Origin of the sequence: Bacillus sp. AFS012607 (assembly GCF_002558005.1) — a bacterium.
Lineage (GTDB): Bacteria > Bacillota > Bacilli > Bacillales > Bacillaceae_G > Bacillus_A > Bacillus_A thuringiensis_S.
This window is the reverse complement of sequence record NZ_NTVM01000011.1, coordinates 37,342-54,747: the sequence shown is the minus strand read 5'-3', so window position 1 is coordinate 54,747 and position 17,406 is coordinate 37,342. Positions and strand designations below refer to the sequence as shown.

Genomic DNA, 17,406 nt, shown 5'->3' with positions numbered 1-17,406 from the left:
TACTGAATATACCTTTAATTAGTAGATATTTCGTTCATTCCTCCTTACATTCACTGAATTTTTCCTTGAGGGTCATACGCGTCACTAATAACGGTATAAAAATGCAACAAGTATAAAATTCATAAAATATTCACAAATTTCATGAAAAATATAAACATTTATTCCAATATATTCTATATAATGAAATGTAATAAGGCTTCTATGAATCTCATAGAATACCTTACCCCTAATAAAAAAGAAAAAAGAATCCCTTTGGATTCTTTTTTCTTTTTTAATTACATTACATATTTATATAAAGCATGTGCCACACCATGTTCTTCATTTGATAACGTTTCGTATTTACAGATTGTTTTTATTTCTTCAACTGCATTACCCATCGCAATTGATATGTTCGCTTTTTCCATCATAGAAACGTCGTTTAGCCCATCACCTATCGCTACAGTGTTTTCAACTGGAATATTAAGATATTCTGCTAAAGTATATAATCCATTCCCTTTTTGAGCATCTCTATGATTAATCTCTAAATTGTGCCAATATGAAGATGTAATTGCTAAATCTGTATTATGAATAAATGTTTCTTTTAGTTTTTTTAATTTCTCAATATCATAAGAAAATGGTAATAGTTTATGCACATGTATATCTGTTTCTACAATTGGCTTACAACTTTCCGCACTATGAAACGCTGTATGCTCAAGATATAATGCTGCGATTGTTTTTAACTCTTTCAAGTCGAAATTTTCTTTTGAATTCTTCACATACTCAATTTCATTACGTACACTCTCTACTCCATAATCCGGTACATACACACCTTTATCAGTATAAAGCTGATAATATAAACCATTCTCTTCAAGATATTCCACAATTTCAAGTGCCTGCATATTTTGAATTGGATATCTCTTCATCATTTTCTTATCTTTATATATAAGCGCACCATTTTCCGCAATGATTGGACACTCTAAATCAACTTCTAACAATAATCGTTCAATATCAACAATAGAGCGTCCAGTACAAATTGCTACAACATGGCCAGCTTCTTGACATGTTCGAATTGCTTCTGCATTTTCTTTACTAATCATTTTATTCCCCGAAAGAAGAGTTCCATCTAAATCAATTGCGATTAATTTCATTATTTCTTCACCACTTTCTATAAATACACGAGTTCTAATTAATTATTAGGTATCGTTTTCATACAATCCTCGTGAGGTACTTCTTATTTATAATTTATGAAAAGCGTTTCAGGTCAAGAAATAATTAAAAATAAAATCCAAAGCTTTTCTTTTTAAAAAGCTTTGGATTTCAAACTATGAATTATAACTAATGTATTTTGTCTCACACATGTACACATTTTTTTCTTCAGTTGGGATATATACTTTAAACTTTTCTAACCGTTTTCCATAGATATGAATTGTGATAACGCTTTCCTTTTTGCTAATTTCAAGAATATGACAATCCGCAGGTGGAATGACTTTATCGGTTTCTCCTTCTCCCAAATAAAGATTTCCTGTATGTGTTAAATAAACAAGTGAATTTCCAAGTTGTTTCGTTTGTATAAAGTTCTGCACCATTATCCTTCCTGAAAAGACGCCTTCTACCCCCCATGTGCCGTCATGATCATGTAAAGGTGTAGATTGTCCATCTTTCCATACGAGAGCTAGTACTTCAAAACGTTTGAGCGGATCCTCATACAATAAATGTCGTGCATATTGAGTCGAATTCGCCTTCTGTTTATCTAACGGAAGCCATGTTTTCTTTTCTAAAAGTTCTTCTAGTAACTTTTCAATGCCACACACTATTTCTTCTTCAAATAAACCGTTTTCCATAAGATCTGTAACACCTTTAATAAACTTTTGAAATGATTTACTTCCATTACAAGTCAACATAGGAATCCTCCTCTACGTTTTATACAACTCCATATTAAGGTAATTACCTGAAACTCACAATTGAGAAACAAAAAACAAGATGCAAATGTATGCACCTTGTTGAGATTTTTATTTGGCTTTCAATCGAATAGGTAAGTATTTTAATGTTTGTTCATTTTCCAATATACATTTTTCTAAACAGAAAGATGGAGATAGCTCTATTTTTTCAAAAGCATTTATAAAGGTAGTTAATGCAATCTCAGCTTCTAAACGTGCAAGTGGTGCTCCTAAGCAAAAGTGAGGACCTTTCCCAAAGGTTAAATGCTTTTCATTTCCTATTCGATGTACATTAAATTGAGAGGGGTGTGAAAATTTTTTCTCATCTAAATTCGCTGCACTAACCCACGCAACAATCATCTGATCCTTTTTCATTAAAGGGCCAAATATATTTGTATCCTCTGTAATCCTCCGGGCCAATGTAACAGGAAAGCGATAGCGTAATACTTCCTCAATCGCTTTTGAAATTAAGCTAGGGGTTTTTCTTAAATCTTCATAAATTCCAGGTGAATCTACTAAAAAGCAATAAAAGCTATTAATAATTAAATTTGTAGTGGTTTCATTCCCAGCCGCTAGTAAACCTAATGAAAAGGTTACAATTTCTTCATCGGTTAATCTTTCGCCTTCATATTCAGCTCGAATTAAATCGGAAATGATATCATCAGTTAAATGATATCTCTTTTCCTGAACGATCGGTAGAAGATATGCTTTGAATTCATTTAATGCTATCTCTTTCTCCGCATCCAGATCATTAAACTTTTCTTTACTATACGGCATAAATAAAATATCAGACCATTCTTTAATTTTTTTACGATCTGTTGTTGGGACTCCTAATAAATCAGAAATAACGGTAACAGGTAAAGGGGCAGCAAACTGTTCAACGATATTAACTTCACTATATTTTTCGATATGCTGTACAAGTTCATCTGCGATAGCCTGTATTCGAGGTTTCCACTGTTCTAGACTTCTTGGAGTAAATGCCTTAGAAACAATGGAACGTACATTGCGATGTTCTGGTGGATCTGTAGAGTTTATATTTATTCTAGTTTCTAATGGAGGGATTGAGAATTGTCTGCGCTCCCTTCTACTTGAAAATAAGCGATAATCTGATAAAACACGATTTACATCATCATATAAAAAAACATTCCATACATCCTGCTCTTCATCATAATGAACTGGGTGATTATCCCTCATCAAACGATACCATTCATATGGATTCCATAATTCTTCTTTTGTTTTCAGCTTTGAAATTTCATGAACTAAAATAACATTTTCAGGTGAAGCCATAGTTCTTTCCTCCCTTTTCTTTTACAATAAAAGTGATAGGTCGGCAGTTCAAAGTTGTATAAACTATCATATGTTATTTTAACATATACTAAAGGAGATTTTTCATTAGAGAACTTGAGAAATATATAAGGGGGATTTTTATGTACGTTGACATTTTACTACTAGCAGAATTAACGACAGGACCAAAACATGGATATGAAATCAAAAAAAATGTTCAAAATCGTTTAGGTGAGAATTTTGAATTAAATCACAACATGCTTTACCCTGCCCTTCGGCGCTTTGAAAATATGGGTGCTATAACGAAAAAAATACATAAACAAGTTGGAAAACCAAATCGAAATATGTACGATATAACAGAAACAGGAGAAGAAATTTTTTCTGAAATGTTACGAGAGTTTCCCGAAAAACTTGCGACAAATAATGCAGAATTTCTTGTTCGTATCGCACTATTTGAAAAACTTGAATATGAAGCTAGAAAAGAGATTTTGACTGTACGTCAAAACGTACTACATAATCAACTTACCGCTATCCAGTCTCTAGAGGTTACCTCACCCTTTATTACTGAAGTCATTGAATTTAGTAAATCACGAATTGAACATGAATTGAGTTGGATTACATCACTTATGAAGAAAATATGAAAAAATAACAAAAAAAGCTAAAATCAATGAATGAAAATGATATTTATTATCAATACTATCATTAATAAAAGGGCAACCACGATTTGGCTACCCTTAAACAATTTACACTTCTGGATCGAATGTTTTGCAATCTGTTTCTTCCGTTGTAGATGCATGTTTACCTTTATGACTTACTACGTAAATTGCCTCTGCACTACATTTATTACCATTCGCCCAAAATTTACAGTTGTTTACTTCACATAAAACGTCTTGTGCCATAGTATCACACCTCCTTGTTCTATTATCATTAACAAAATTCGGAGGTATGATACTATTCGTCATCCATTTTTTATTCCCTTTTTAGCTTTCTTAATGGTTCAATATCTCCGCGTACAATAGCATCAATATTTCCAGTTATTTTTTCAATATCAAAATGCCACCATTGAATTTGCAATAATTCTTGAATTGTTTCATTTGAAAATCTCTCTTTTATTTTATTTGCAGGGTTTCCACCAACAATTGTATATGGTGCGACGTCTCTAGTCACAACAGATTTAGCTGCAATGATTGCACCATCCCCTATTTTTATTCCGGGCATAATTGTTGTATCCATACCAATCCAAACGTCATTTCCTATAACTGTATCACCTTTGTAAGGTAAATCAGACAAACTAGGTGTATACTTCTCCCACCCATTTCCAAATATATTAAATGGATATGCCGAAAATCCATCCATCCGATGATTGGCTCCGTTCATAATAAAGTTAACTCCAGATGCAATACAACAAAACTTTCCAATAATAAGGCGATCTCCAAGAAATTCATAATGATGTAATACTCGATTTTCAAATTTTTCTCCATCTTTCGCATCATAATAAGAATAGTCACCAACAAGTATATTAGATTTTGTTATTGTATTTTTTATAAATTGAACGTTTTGATTTCCTTCAATAGGGTATTTAATATTTGGATTAGGATTCATTCTGTACAGCACTTCCTTTACCACTTATTTCACTTTCTATCGCTATTACTGGCTTTAAATTGTATATAGGTATAATAAACAATAATCCAATTATAAAAAGTAAAGCCGTCCCTTCATACATCATACTTAATGAAAACATCTCTTTTAATGAGCCAGCTATACTCATCGTTACTACCATTGAACCGGTAAATAGCGGACTTAAAATACCATTTACACGACCTATAAAATCGGTATCGCTATTTTGAATAATAAGCGTATTAATACCAATTTGGATACAAGGAAGAGCTAAACCACTAAAAAGCTGCGCTGTAAGTGTAACCCATAAATTTGTAGAATACCCTATAATGCTAATACCAATTGCTTGACCAAGCATACCGATAATTAACATCTTTTGCGGAGCAACGTTTTTCGCAAATACCATCGCTAATGCCCCGCCAACAATCATTCCCGCACCATTTACTGTTAGTAGCCACTGTAAACTCTCTTTTGATAATCCTAACTGCTCAGTCACAATAAATATACCTAATGGCTGAATTAATCCTATACCTAGTCCTGCAGCCATAAAACAAAGCCCCAGCAAAGTTAATGCTTTTTTCTTTTTGACATACTTAATACCGTCCTTCATCTCCTGCAACAGAGTGATATCTTTCTTTTCTACGTCGTTTTCAAGATCTTTCGGAAGAAATAACAATACAACTGCCGCAAGTACAAACGAGATGCCTGTTATGATGATTGAAATATAAATTCCAAAACTATGAAAGATAAATGTCCCTAGGATTGGTCCTAATACCATAAATATTGCAAATATCGTTTGATATATAGACATTGCTAATTGAATTTGTTCCGTTGATAAATGTTGTTTAAACAACTTCATTCCAGATGGTTGTGAAAACTGTGAAAGGATTGCAGAGATGAGTGTCACAAAAAACACAATTTTCCACGTTCCAAACATAAGCGTAATTAATACAGCGAATACTGAAATGGAACTTAACGTCTCACACCATATCATTGTCTTCTTTGGCTTCCACCTATCAGCAAAAGTACCGCCAATAAATGAAAAAATAAAAATTGGAGCGAATTCAGCAACTGAAATCATCGAAATAGCAAAAGCATCACCTTTTGTCATTTCCATTACATATAGTAATACCGCAAAGTTTCGAACCCATATTCCTATTTGTAAAAATAATGCTGATGCTAAAATCCCTTGAACAAACCGATTTTTTAATACTTGTGATACCCCATTGTTTTGTTTCGTTACTACATTTGTCGACATAAAAAAGCCTCCTATTTCATGTTCTGAACAGGAGGCAGCACAAATCATATAAAAAGACTATATATTCGCAGAGCGAAATACATCCCTTTTCTATAAATGTACAGACTAACCCTATTCAGAAGAATATTTCGTTTTTTAACGAAGATCTCTTACAAATAGAATTAGTTGATCATTGGGATGTCTTCACCCTTCCGTTTCGAATTTAAATAACACATACATACTCTATGTAAATCATTTTCGATGTATGCATGTCTCCTTTTACTATTCTAGAAAGTTAAAGGCAATTCCTCTAAAGAACGCATTAAATAGTTACCTTGCCATTTAATTTCTTCACGATTCCCTTTTATTTGTAGTTCAGGCATTCGATTAAACAAAGTAGTAATAGCAATCTTTGCTTCCAACCTAGCAAGTGGAGCGCCTAAGCAGAAATGGCTACCATGACCAAAGGCAATATGACGATTATTTTCCCGAGTAATATCGAATACTTCTGGGTTTTCAAATACAGTTTCATCACGGTTTGCAGAAGCTAAGGCAATGACAACCATATCTCCTTTTTCAATTGTTTGGTCGTGAATTTGAAAAGGTTCATCTGCCCATCTTGAAGTTGTAACCTCAACTGGAGAATAATATCGTAGTCCTTCCTCAATAGCGGCATCAATTAATTTTGGATTTTCTTTTAATAACTGTAATTGATCTGGATTTTCGAGGAGCGCTAATACCGTATTTGTTATTAAATTTACCGTTGTCTCGTGTCCCGCCACAATTAGTAACATTATCATTGAATATAGTTCCCGAGCGCTAAGTTTATGCCCTTCACTCTCTGCAAGTATTAAAGCACTCACCAAGTCTTCTTTTGGCTCTTTTCGTTTAATATCAACTAAATATTGAAGATATGTAATAAACTCAGATAGTTGCTTTTCAGTTTCTTTTATTTCTTCTGGTGTTTCTGGGTAAGCAATGACAGCATGAGACCAAATTCTAAATTTCGCTTGATCTTCTTTTGGAATGCCAAGCATTTCACTTATTACAATAATCGGTAAAGGGAACGAATAATCATCAACAAGATTTAATGAACCCTTTCGCTCGACTTCATTTAACAAATCATCTGCAATATCCTGTATTCTTCCTTCCAATTGCGTGATCATCTTCGGTGTAAAAGCTTTTTGTACGAGTGATCGTAAACGATTATGGTTAGGTGGATCTGAATTTAACATATGAGTAGTTAAATAATCACTATTGTCAACAGTAAGAAACACATTCAATGTATCTTGAGAAAATACATTGGCTGGATCTTTTTTTAAGCGACTATCTTTTAAAAGTGGCAAAGCATCTTCATATCTTGTGATAAGCCATTCCGCACCTAGTTCAGTTTTATTCACAAATAAGATAGGTTGCATTTTTCTAGATTCTTTATAAATTTCATACGCATCTTCTTTAAATTGAGCTGAAGCTAAATTAATGCCCTCCTCTATTTTTAGTCCAACCTTGTTTTTCATTGACATTGTATTCCCTCACTCTCATTTGTTTTTGAAAACCAACCCAACATATGCATTATACTCTAATAAAAACGTGAAAATTGTAAATTTTTAACCAAAATCTTACTTCGTATATTGAAAAATAAAAAAGTGAGAGAGTAAAATCGTTTCACTCTCCCACTACTCTTTATGCGAAGCACATAAAATTACTAATTTGTTGATAGCGATAACTTACTTTACGACGACGACCACCTTGCCAAGTGTAACCTGATACTCCGTTTCTTCTCACTTCAGTCGGAAAGAACCATAAGTCCCTTCCGAAAGGACCAGGACGATGTAAACGTAAATAGCCCCATCTTCCTAGACAATTACACATCCATGATTTCATATTGCCCGCTTGAGATGGAGACGCAAAGGTAGACGGTAACGACGGAGCTTGCGACGGCGGTGGTGACGTTGGAGCATCTTCCGCATCATCTGGTCTGTAATCTTCTTGTTCCATATCTCTCGCTTCATCTACAGATTCATACCCGTAGTTTTGTGGATTATAATACATCGCTTGATCATATGGATAATTTTGTTGGTTATACATATTAACAAATCACCTACTTTTCATTCATTACCTTTAACATTTATATGTGATATGCCCTCTCTGGGAAGCTTATGTTATAGCCCAAATTCAACTTAAAAAGCTCGTATTATTAAAAATACGAGCCTTTCAAAAATAGAAGGTGTTTATTATTTCCTTAACTTCACACTATAAAAACGCATTTCATCTAACGAACCTTCAAATTCAAATACTTCTTGTTTAATTAATTGTTTCAAGCGATATTCTAAGAAAGTATCTCCAACCAATTGTTCAACAAGACCAAGTGCTTCACCAATTACTCTAGGAGCTTTGAGGAATTCTCGATCAGCACCCACACTTTTCGCGCATTCAATTATAAATTGATCAAAATAATCTTCTTGTACAGAATATACTTCATTTTCTTTCCACACTCTTAAACATTCTACGCTTCCCGATATTCTATCCCATTCATGTTCAAACTTCATTCGCTTCTCTTCAGTTAAATAAGGTAACTTTGCAAAACTTTTTTGGAATAGAGCTAAACTTTCAGGTGGTAATTCTCCAGTTCCACGAATATCATACTCTTGTTTTAATATTTCTCGACTTGCTTCAGATGTATTAATAACTCGAATGTTTTTCTTATCCTTTAATTGTGCCATTACAAAACTTAGGCCTACATGTTCATGTGCATTATCAGCCTTCCAAATTGTAATAGGCGTTTCAACAGGAATAGTATGTAGTTCTTCTATAGTTGCTATAAATCTTGATAAATATTCTTCTTCAAAATAACTATCATAAGCAGTTAAATTATTTATTAACCACTTCTGTCTTGCTAGTTGCCCCCCATTCGTATGCAACTTATATATCGGTCCAATTGAAAAGAATTCAGAAAAAGCAACAACACTCTCTTCAGATAATTCTTCTTGACTTAACATATATGTTAAGCAACCAGCCGTTGAATCATCAAAAGCAATATGTACGTGCGTACTTTCTTTTACATTTCTTTTATAAGTAGGATTACTCGTTAATTGTTTCGGAATATCCATCAAATTTTTAATTGTATCTTCACTATAGTTTTCTTCTAATAAGTTTAACTGTATGAGAATACTTTGAAGTAAATCTTTAACCTCATCCTCGTACATATCCTCTACAGCATTTTTAATTTTATCTATCACACAAATCCCTCTATTCATTTCAAAAATAACGTAGATTATAGTGTATCATTTTAGTATAGTTCTTTAAAGTCAAATCCAGATTGCTAGAGCAATCTGGATTTTCAACAAATACTTTCCTTATATTTTTGAATTGCTAAATATTTTTACTTTGAAAATCCTTGTATCTAAATGTATAATTATATAAAAACAAAAATATAGGAGCTACATTTATGGAGAAAGTACTTACTAATTATAGACATTACTTAAAAAATTGGAGATTTATATTTATTTGCATACTACCTGTTATCGCCTTATTCGTTACTTTCTATGTCATCTTCGAACTACTGTTTCATCAAGATTTCTACTTATCTAACTTAATTTCTGCTATCATATTATTTTTAATATTTACTAATGTTAAAGATAAATTTAAAATTAAAGGCTAAAGAACATTATTTAAAAATAGCCCTTTATTCTTGCATCCTACTATAAAATAAGCCTTGCAGTAAATTTTTACAAAAATAAGAGCACCCTGCAATTGGATGCTCTTATGTGATTAGAAGTTTTTTCTGAGTATTAAGTAGGACACGAAGATCTTGTCCTACTACATAATATATGCTTGTACTTATTATTTCGTGCATATATTAAGCACCATGTTCAGGTACTTAATATATGCATAGTCATTGCTAAAAAAATCTACTCAAATATTCACTATACAATTTCATATTTATAAATTAAAAAACATCCATTGGGGATGTTTTTTATCTAACGATTTTAAGCTTCCATAAACTTAGCCGGTACACCAATTTTTTCAACTACAGAAGATATATTAGTAGGATTAATCATTACATTTTCAATACATACTAATTTATTTTCTAATATCCCATTCTCTGTAGTAATAAGTTCTTCAAACCGATCTAAAGTCATTGAAAATTTGTGTTCACTTCCACCATTCATACTAACTTTTACATACTTCATAGTGTCACCGCCTTTCATAATAATTTACATTTCGACAAGAAGGCGCTTACACCCTTTTTTTATTTACTCTTGGATTTCTCACGTTTACATATATTTTGAGAAAAGAAACTACTATTATTTACTCACAAAATTATTACTAATAAGAAAGATAAAGATAAAAATGCACAAAGTGGAATATATAAACCAGTATCCATTCTAGCGAAGTGCGTATCTTTTTGTCGTTTAAAGATACCAAAATAATTAAACTCACCAATTACTCTAATAGAAAAGACGATCATACAAATCCAGGAACCGACTTGAATAATAACATTAGGAACTGCAAAATGAACAATATTTGCTTGTTGCAACAAAATTATCGCTGCCATACTTAATAATAATGCAATGAACAATGTCATTCCGGCACGAGGTGTAAACGCCTTTTCCCCTGATTTAGTTGGTATAACACTATTTGTCCCCCAATTACCTCCGAAACCCCAATATACATGTAAAAAGCTAACTAAGAATAATATACAAGCAGATATATATGTAATGATAAGCATTTTATCCTCCCCTTATTTTATTTAACTTCTCACCTATAAAATATGCTATCCCCCCCTCATTAGCAACCTTTATTTAATTACATAAAAAAACCGTAATGATTTATCAATATTAAGATAAGTCATTACGGGGTTATTAAACTTCATTATGCATTAAACCTATTTCTTCGGCGTTCCATCCTTGTTTGACCTTGAACTTCATTTTCTTTGTATGGATCTATTTTCTCTGTCATTTTATATGTTGCAACTGGTTCTTCGTACTTATGCTCATGTATCTTTTCTGGAATTTTACTTTTAGATTCTTTCCCACCAAACTTAAATAGTTTCATCTTTAATTTCGGTAATCTCGGAAGACGAATCTTAAATGATAATCTTTTGCGTTTCTTTTTTGGTCCAAGTAGATTTATATTTTCTTTATTATTATCTTTCTCTTTGCGGTGAATGAACATCGCAAGTAATCCTCCTAATACAAGTCCTCCAATTAATAGTAATATATATACATAATGGCTTGTCATTAAACTCGTCATGCGTTCAAGTATGACTAACGACTGTACTTCTTTTATATCCCATAGTAAAGCGGCCCATAATGAGAATAATCCCAAAGTAAGTCCATATGTACGAAAACGAAATAAACATGGAATTAACGCGACACATGCAGCAATTTTCGCATTTGCTATGATTGAGCTTGTTGTAATATCCTGATGCCAAATAACTAACAGTAATGTTATAAATGGCGCATACGCTATCCAGCTGCATATACGTGAATACATCTTTTTAGCAAAATAACTACCGAAACTAGTAAAAAATAAAAGCCCTCCAATATATACAGATTGTTCTAGAGGGATTTGCTTTGTAAGTCCTGCAATTGGAAAGAGGACGCTCAGTAGCATTAAGAGCACATCTAATTTCTTCACCATTCCCCATTCCTTTCAAATTTTTTCAATTAATAAAAATCGCTTTTCCATTTGGTATAGTTTTTGTATTTCTAAAAAACATATTAATCCTGTCTGCACATAAAGTAAATATGTAAACGAAAAGATACTTGACAAATGATATCCTTATTTGCATAAAAAAATGACAAATCCTGATCGATATAACGAGCAGGATTTGTTTACTAGTATTTAAAGTAGAATAATTGAATCTTTCTTTTCTACTTTTACTACATCTACATCCAATTCATCATCAAATTCTTTAAATTCTCTTGCATCTATGTCAGTAATATAACTCTTTATTACTTTTTCCATATGTACGGAATATGTCATGTGTACATTCTTTTTCGAAAGCATACTAGAATTACAGCACATGTAATGTATCATTTTAGCGATATAATCCCTTTCTACAGGTTTTACACCTAATGGTAGAATTTCAATTATATATCGCTGAAAAACTTCACTACAATTAAGTGAATATTCACCAGTGCTATAATACATCCCTTTTTGATCTGCATATAAGCCTATTCTATCTAGAGCATCATCACATTCTATTACACCGTAGCTTGGTACATCAAAACCTGTATTTATTCTAATAATATTTAAGTTGGGAACCTTTAATACCTCTGGAACAATATCAGGTAAAATATCTGTATTAATTTCTTTATTTTGTAACTCTTTTATCCAATATTTTCTCAAATTTGCATCTACAATGAAGTAAACTTGTTCATTTTGTTCTTTTGCATATTGTACAATTTCCATTAATGTTTCGAAAACATATTGTTTAAAAAGAGCCCCCATATCATTTCTCTTTGATGGTTGTGATAAAAATGCATTATGTTTATTTATATTTAATAATACGTAATCAATCTTTTGCCACTCTGTATTCCCATATAATTTATATAAAATTTCTTTTCCTTTTATTTTTGAAAGAATAGGTAAGAAATCAAATTTCGATATTCGTTCAATTGATAAATTAACATATGTACAAGGTAAATTTATCTTATTCCAACTACGCTTCAAAAATCCTTTTTGTTCTAATAGACTAAAAACACTATTTACAATTGTTTTACGAGATACACTTTGGCCTATAAATAAATTAATAAATGTTGAAATACGATTTGTTCGTGCAAATCCCTCTCTAATGATTTGTTTTGGATCAATTTTTTCGCGTCCATCACAATTTTTCATTGCGATTAATGCTAATGTCGCATCACTGCGCTCACCCGCGGTAGCATAGACAGCTTTCGTAACATCATCTACAAGATTTGTTTTATATTTTTGACAATATTGCATTTTATATGGATTTTGTAACACCTTTTCAATATTGTATCTCACAATCTTTAATAATACTGGGAAATCTGTATTCAATACATAAGAATTTTCACCAATTTTAGTCAAAACAATTTCGCTATCAAGTAATGCTTGTTCTATTTCCAGCGCTATATTTTCAGACCAAACTTCTAATGTTAATGTCTCTAATCCTTTTGGTGCAAATAAAGGAAATAATTCATTTTTGTTATTTGTTGCTACCTTTTTACATTCTGGAAGTATTGTGAAATAAGAGAATTTACGCTGGAATTCTTTAAATAAATACTCTCTTTCCTTTACTTTTATACCTGGTTCTATTTTAGTACCTTGGACTTTATATATTCTTTCATTGTATGGAAATAACACCCTTTTATTTTCCCCGACAATATAATCTTTCGGATATTGGAGAATATGGTCTAAATCCAAATCTCCACCTATTTGAAAATCATCTTTTAAATTTCTAAATATCTTAATCCATTTCATGCCGGTTGTAGCTTGTTGCATTTTTAGTTTTACAAACCGTATTTTTTTATTATTTGATGCAAACTCTGGGGTAGAAATCAATATCATCCCTCGTTTTCGTCTGAAAAGTAAAGGAATATCTGGATGATTATATTCTTGATATTAAGACGGTTTTTATGAGCGTTTCGTATAAGTGTGATTTAACTGATTAAGACTATTTGTAAAGACGACATATCAGCGATAATTTATGTCTATTCTGTATAAGTGTTAGCAAGTTCGTTTGCAAACTTGTTAGCACTTTTTTATTTAAATAACTCATACATTTCTTTTTACTTTACTGATTATATTTCCAATTGCGTACTAATTATGTAGGTTCGTCTACCTACCATATTTCAGACAAAATAGCCGGTACGGATTGATGCCAACAGGGTAATGGCAATATAAGTCTTCTTTCTTCTATTATTTTATTTCCAAGTATGTATATCATATTTTTCATTAATAGAATAAGAGAATTTAATAGTAATGACGATAAATTCATATATCTTATTTATATATTTTATGTTATAGTTTCATGTGTTAATTAATTACAATATTTTTCAAAAAGAGTATACATAGTCATATCAATCATGTTATTTGGGATAAGTTGTTCTTTAAATTAGGAATTAAATAAAGAATCATAAAAACGCGCTAGGTACAACTAAGAAAGAAACGGGATAAAGAATAAGTCATTGGGGGACTAGTAATGAAACATAAAGTGTTATCGGTAGCATTACCAATTTTGCTAATTAGTGGAGTAGGTTGTTCAAAAGAAGATACAGAAAAGAAAAAGACTGATAATTTACAAGTAGCTGAAGCGGAATCTAATAAAAAGGCCTTAGAGACTGTAAACAAAGAAGTAGATACACTACGCAAAGAAAAAGATGAATTAGAGAAGAAAGTAGCCGAAGCGGAATCTGATAAAAAGGCTTTAGAGGCCGCAAACAAAGAAGTAGATAGACTACGCAAAGAAAAAGATGAATTAGAGAAGAAAATAGTTAAAGAACCAGGAATCAAAGAACAAGAAAGAAAAGAAAAAGCCCCTCTAACAGATGTCCATGGCCCTATCACGATAAAACAGTATCAAGAAAAGATGGAGACACTTGTTAATCAGTTTTCAAGGGAGCTGCAAGCTACAAAACCGATATTTGCAAAGGATCAAACATTAAAAACAAATCAAATGGAGTTAAAGAAACAATTTGAAATAGTCAAGGGAGAACTTAGGAAGTTAAAAGAACTTGACCCACCTAAGGCTTATGATTATTTCAAAGTGCAACTAAGAGACGATGCTAAAGTAATTGAAATATGCATAGAACAAATATTTGTAGGTTTAGATGAAAAAGATACTGAAAAGGTTGATTCAAGTTTAAAAGCTATGTATGGATATATAGATACTATGGGTTTGACACTAAACGAAATAAGAAAATTAGAAGGCTAATCCTTAGAAAAGAGTTATTTGTTAATGAAATATAAATTACTAAATTTATCTACCCCTGTATTTCTTGTACTAGGGGTAGATTTGAGAATGATGATAACATAAGGTAAGGTATTAAATTTCGTTGAAGTTAAAAAAATAATGAATGCTATTAAAAAAAGAGAGTTCCCTATTGGTAACTCTCTTTTTCACTGCACATACGCATAGGCTTCATTTGCTTTTAAATTGTATGTTTCATCTTCACTATTATTATGCACTTTATTTCTCACCAAACTATTCTTTTCTATAAAATATTTAGTATATGCATAGACTTCATTTGCCGTTACATAGTATCCCTTTTCTATTGTGCAATTTATATTTGGCACCATTATTAATATGCAATATTGCATATTGGTACAATATATATAAATGTTGTAATTTACATTTAACCCCTGTAAAATTTAGGGTGTAAAGAATATTATAGGAGATGTGATTATGAAGAAAATTTTAACTTCACTTATGCTAATTGGATTAGTAGTATTTGGCTTTCTTTTACCAAGCAATAATGCAAGTGCAGCTGAAAACACGCCACTTGTCGACAAAGTGCAAATTACTAACATTGGAAACAATGAGTATATCGACTATGGTCAAGGTAAAAAGTATCGAGTTTATGCATATAAAAACACAACATTCAAAGGATATGCATATGACGCAAATGGACAAGCAGTACCTGCTGGTACAACTTTTTACATTTACTTCGATGGCGCACTAAATTTTGCTAAAAAAGATATTTTATGTACTGTAGGAGCAAATGGTGCATTTGAAGGTTCAGTGGAAATGCCTAGTGGTAAGGGGAATTATTCTTTCTGGGCTTCAAAATCAACACACTACTACGATATTGTGACTCTTGGCTATTACAATGGTCCTAACAAAACTAATCCGATTTCAAAAGCAAATGAAAAAACAGTTTATCATTACGCTCAGGGAGTATATCATCCATAAAAAAGAGCCAGCCTATAAGCTGGCCTTTTTTTATTTTATAGAAATATAGACGTTATAAGTCGTAATGTAGTAAGTTTTTCCTTTTAAATCGTGTTCTTTATATTGCACGGATGCTTTCGGTTTAAATACTCAGTTTAGATATGATGAATTAGTAAATATAAATTAAAAGAAGCCACCCAACAGGATAGCTTTCAATGTTTATTTGTTAATGTACTCGTACCACCAGTTTCTTTCATCCATCCAAGCTGTAATCTTATCAAGCTCGCCATTAGGTAGTACTTCAGTTTGTAAGTACGCTAAACCAGTTAATGGATCAGAGACAACCTTCCCTTTTGTTCCAAGCTCATTCATAGCATTTAGGACTTCCCGAACCAGTGAAATGCCAAACCCACCAGATTTAACGTATTGATAGCCACCATTAGCAACAGATTGTTCTGTTTGTTCCTCTCCTGTAAACCAAGATAACGGTTTACTGCCAATCAATTGGTTCAAATCACACTTACCGATACCAGGTACATTACCTGTCTCTGTGTATTGCCAAATATCGCATGGATAAGCTGGCTTGTTACCGCCATAACGAGGGATCCACACAAAGTCAGATTTTACATTTTCCATACCAAACGGAGCGTACATATGATGACCAACGTATAAACCAACTTTCTGAGCACCTAATCTGTGTAGTTCATCAATAAATGCTTGTGTGCCCGCTCTCATATCATTCATTGTTTTTACTTCAACATCCGCAACCCAGACTGTCGCGTTCTTGTCTCCGCGGTTCCAGAGATCACGAGCTTCTATTCTTGCATCATTTTCTGAAACGAAACGACAGAATGCATAGTTACCAAAAGGAATACCATGTTGCTTCATGGCTTGTACATATCCTTTATACAATGGATCTACATAATTTGAACCATCTTGTACACGAGCGATGATGAAATCAATGTATTGCTTTGCTATAGGCCAGTTAATGTCAGCATTCCATTTTGAAATATCAATAATATGTCCCATTACTTAACATCTCCTTTTCTATCTTCTTGTTTTTGTTTGCCACCTAAAATCTCAACTGCATTTGTTAAGGCGTGTGGAAGTGGAATACCCATTCGTCCAGCATTTTCTAAAAGTGAAAGTAATTCGTTACCCATGAAGAAGAAAATTGTCGCTTCACGAATAGCACTATTGCTTCCAAGTGCTGTATCTAACTGAGTCGCCACTCCAACCAAAAGAAAAAGCACCACCTTTTTAGCGATGCCCTTAAAACCAACTTTACTTTTCAACTCTCCGTTATATCCTGCTGCGCATACTCCTGTTAAATAGTCGATAGCTGCCATGATAACTAGAACTTTCAATGTTGTATCCCATCCTCCCAGAAAGTATCCGCAAAAACCACCGAAGGCTGCTACAAATGTTTTCATTAATACATCAATACGATCCATCTTTTCACTCCTTATTTATAATAAAAAAGAGAGACG

At 32.4% G+C, this 17,406-nt stretch carries 19 protein-coding genes; 4 read left to right on the top strand and 15 right to left on the bottom strand.

Annotated features, from left to right (window positions below; genetic code table 11):
• Positions 1–275: 275 nt before the first annotated feature.
• The 3 genes from CN409_RS12930 to CN409_RS12920 form a co-directional block, all read right to left on the bottom strand.
• Positions 276–1,127, bottom strand: coding sequence for a Cof-type HAD-IIB family hydrolase (locus CN409_RS12930; RefSeq protein ID WP_000766389.1), 852 nt, complete (start codon positions 1,125–1,127; stop codon positions 276–278).
• 174 nt (positions 1,128–1,301) lie between these two features.
• Positions 1,302–1,880 (bottom strand): cysteine dioxygenase family protein, encoded by a 579-nt coding sequence (locus CN409_RS12925; RefSeq protein WP_000954440.1) that lies wholly within the window; start codon positions 1,878–1,880, stop codon positions 1,302–1,304.
• 108 nt (positions 1,881–1,988) lie between these two features.
• Positions 1,989–3,203 carry a cytochrome P450 gene (locus CN409_RS12920; RefSeq protein ID WP_081143678.1) on the bottom strand — a complete coding sequence of 405 codons (1,215 nt, stop codon included), beginning with the start codon at positions 3,201–3,203 and terminating at the stop codon, positions 1,989–1,991.
• Positions 3,204–3,343: 140 nt separating this feature from the next.
• Between CN409_RS12920 and CN409_RS12915 the strand changes: the two genes are divergently transcribed.
• On the top strand, positions 3,344–3,841 hold the full coding sequence (locus CN409_RS12915; protein WP_000289121.1) for a PadR family transcriptional regulator: 498 nt from the start codon (positions 3,344–3,346) through the stop codon (positions 3,839–3,841).
• 102 nt (positions 3,842–3,943) lie between these two features.
• On the opposite strand, the gene CN409_RS12910 is transcribed toward CN409_RS12915, so the two are convergent.
• The 6 genes from CN409_RS12910 to CN409_RS12880 form a co-directional block, all read right to left on the bottom strand.
• The gene (locus tag CN409_RS12910; RefSeq protein ID WP_000046095.1) at positions 3,944–4,099 is read right to left on the bottom strand and encodes a DUF1540 domain-containing protein; all 156 of its coding nucleotides are present in this window, start codon (positions 4,097–4,099) and stop codon (positions 3,944–3,946) included.
• Positions 4,100–4,169: 70 nt separating this feature from the next.
• Complete coding sequence (locus CN409_RS12905) at positions 4,170–4,802, bottom strand: Vat family streptogramin A O-acetyltransferase (RefSeq protein WP_001069207.1); 633 nt, start codon at positions 4,800–4,802, stop codon at positions 4,170–4,172.
• Complete coding sequence (locus CN409_RS12900) at positions 4,792–6,075, bottom strand: MFS transporter (RefSeq protein ID WP_000106404.1); 1,284 nt, start codon at positions 6,073–6,075, stop codon at positions 4,792–4,794. The genes CN409_RS12905 and CN409_RS12900 overlap by 11 nt, the downstream gene beginning before the upstream one ends.
• Positions 6,076–6,341: 266 nt before the next feature.
• The gene (gene cypA / locus CN409_RS12890) at positions 6,342–7,577 is read right to left on the bottom strand and encodes a cytochrome P450 (protein WP_000062093.1); all 1,236 of its coding nucleotides are present in this window, start codon (positions 7,575–7,577) and stop codon (positions 6,342–6,344) included.
• Positions 7,578–7,737: 160 nt separating this feature from the next.
• Entirely contained in the window at positions 7,738–8,142 is a 405-nt protein-coding gene (locus CN409_RS12885; RefSeq protein WP_000282691.1) for a hypothetical protein, read from the bottom strand.
• A gap of 146 nt (positions 8,143–8,288) precedes the next feature.
• A complete protein-coding gene (locus CN409_RS12880) occupies positions 8,289–9,293 on the bottom strand; it encodes a DUF1835 domain-containing protein (protein ID WP_000565700.1) in 1,005 nt (334 codons plus the stop codon).
• 209 nt (positions 9,294–9,502) lie between these two features.
• Here CN409_RS12880 and CN409_RS12875 point away from each other — a divergent pair, with 209 nt between their 5' ends.
• The gene (locus tag CN409_RS12875) at positions 9,503–9,715 is read left to right on the top strand and encodes a hypothetical protein (RefSeq protein ID WP_000416836.1); all 213 of its coding nucleotides are present in this window, start codon (positions 9,503–9,505) and stop codon (positions 9,713–9,715) included.
• Positions 9,716–10,043: 328 nt separating this feature from the next.
• On the opposite strand, the gene CN409_RS12870 is transcribed toward CN409_RS12875, so the two are convergent.
• From CN409_RS12870 to CN409_RS12855, 4 genes are all read right to left on the bottom strand, one after another.
• Positions 10,044–10,247, bottom strand: a complete 204-nt coding sequence (locus CN409_RS12870; RefSeq protein ID WP_000878369.1) for a hypothetical protein — start codon at positions 10,245–10,247, stop codon at positions 10,044–10,046.
• Positions 10,248–10,369: 122 nt separating this feature from the next.
• Positions 10,370–10,786 carry a DUF3995 domain-containing protein gene (locus tag CN409_RS12865; protein ID WP_000905578.1) on the bottom strand — a complete coding sequence of 139 codons (417 nt, stop codon included), beginning with the start codon at positions 10,784–10,786 and terminating at the stop codon, positions 10,370–10,372.
• 143 nt (positions 10,787–10,929) lie between these two features.
• Positions 10,930–11,697 carry a DUF3959 family protein gene (locus tag CN409_RS12860; protein ID WP_014894749.1) on the bottom strand — a complete coding sequence of 256 codons (768 nt, stop codon included), beginning with the start codon at positions 11,695–11,697 and terminating at the stop codon, positions 10,930–10,932.
• 207 nt (positions 11,698–11,904) lie between these two features.
• Positions 11,905–13,587, bottom strand: coding sequence for an RNaseH domain-containing protein (locus CN409_RS12855; RefSeq protein WP_000626096.1), 1,683 nt, complete (start codon positions 13,585–13,587; stop codon positions 11,905–11,907).
• Between the two features lie 640 nt (positions 13,588–14,227).
• On the opposite strand from CN409_RS12855, the gene CN409_RS12850 reads away from it, so the two are divergent.
• Together CN409_RS12850 and CN409_RS12845 are read left to right on the top strand one after the other, a co-directional pair.
• On the top strand, positions 14,228–14,959 hold the full coding sequence (locus CN409_RS12850) for a hypothetical protein (protein WP_097981525.1): 732 nt from the start codon (positions 14,228–14,230) through the stop codon (positions 14,957–14,959).
• Positions 14,960–15,430: 471 nt separating this feature from the next.
• The gene (locus CN409_RS12845; RefSeq protein WP_097981527.1) at positions 15,431–15,937 is read left to right on the top strand and encodes a hypothetical protein; all 507 of its coding nucleotides are present in this window, start codon (positions 15,431–15,433) and stop codon (positions 15,935–15,937) included.
• A gap of 198 nt (positions 15,938–16,135) precedes the next feature.
• Here CN409_RS12845 and CN409_RS12835 read toward each other — a convergent pair whose 3' ends face one another.
• Both CN409_RS12835 and CN409_RS12830 read right to left on the bottom strand, forming a co-directional pair.
• Positions 16,136–16,945 carry a GH25 family lysozyme gene (locus tag CN409_RS12835; RefSeq protein ID WP_097981528.1) on the bottom strand — a complete coding sequence of 270 codons (810 nt, stop codon included), beginning with the start codon at positions 16,943–16,945 and terminating at the stop codon, positions 16,136–16,138.
• On the bottom strand, positions 16,945–17,370 hold the full coding sequence (locus tag CN409_RS12830; protein ID WP_000373908.1) for a phage holin family protein: 426 nt from the start codon (positions 17,368–17,370) through the stop codon (positions 16,945–16,947). The genes CN409_RS12835 and CN409_RS12830 overlap by 1 nt, the downstream gene beginning before the upstream one ends.
• Positions 17,371–17,406 lie beyond the last annotated feature (36 nt).

Coding starts and splice junctions, on each gene's coding strand:
- CN409_RS12830 (WP_000373908.1), bottom strand. CDS start 17,370: ATGGATCGTATTGATGTATTAATGAAAACATTTGTAGCAGCCTTCGGT.
- CN409_RS12850 (WP_097981525.1), top strand. CDS start 14,228: ATGAAACATAAAGTGTTATCGGTAGCATTACCAATTTTGCTAATTAGT.
- CN409_RS12875 (WP_000416836.1), top strand. CDS start 9,503: ATGGAGAAAGTACTTACTAATTATAGACATTACTTAAAAAATTGGAGA.
- cypA (WP_000062093.1), bottom strand. CDS start 7,577: ATGTCAATGAAAAACAAGGTTGGACTAAAAATAGAGGAGGGCATTAAT.
- CN409_RS12835 (WP_097981528.1), bottom strand. CDS start 16,945: ATGGGACATATTATTGATATTTCAAAATGGAATGCTGACATTAACTGG.
- CN409_RS12870 (WP_000878369.1), bottom strand. CDS start 10,247: ATGAAGTATGTAAAAGTTAGTATGAATGGTGGAAGTGAACACAAATTT.
- CN409_RS12865 (WP_000905578.1), bottom strand. CDS start 10,786: ATGCTTATCATTACATATATATCTGCTTGTATATTATTCTTAGTTAGC.
- CN409_RS12900 (WP_000106404.1), bottom strand. CDS start 6,075: ATGTCGACAAATGTAGTAACGAAACAAAACAATGGGGTATCACAAGTA.
- CN409_RS12845 (WP_097981527.1), top strand. CDS start 15,431: ATGAAGAAAATTTTAACTTCACTTATGCTAATTGGATTAGTAGTATTT.
- CN409_RS12925 (WP_000954440.1), bottom strand. CDS start 1,880: ATGTTGACTTGTAATGGAAGTAAATCATTTCAAAAGTTTATTAAAGGT.
- CN409_RS12905 (WP_001069207.1), bottom strand. CDS start 4,802: ATGAATCCTAATCCAAATATTAAATACCCTATTGAAGGAAATCAAAAC.
- CN409_RS12930 (WP_000766389.1), bottom strand. CDS start 1,127: ATGAAATTAATCGCAATTGATTTAGATGGAACTCTTCTTTCGGGGAAT.
- CN409_RS12910 (WP_000046095.1), bottom strand. CDS start 4,099: ATGGCACAAGACGTTTTATGTGAAGTAAACAACTGTAAATTTTGGGCG.
- CN409_RS12885 (WP_000282691.1), bottom strand. CDS start 8,142: ATGTATAACCAACAAAATTATCCATATGATCAAGCGATGTATTATAAT.
- CN409_RS12920 (WP_081143678.1), bottom strand. CDS start 3,203: ATGGCTTCACCTGAAAATGTTATTTTAGTTCATGAAATTTCAAAGCTG.
- CN409_RS12915 (WP_000289121.1), top strand. CDS start 3,344: ATGTACGTTGACATTTTACTACTAGCAGAATTAACGACAGGACCAAAA.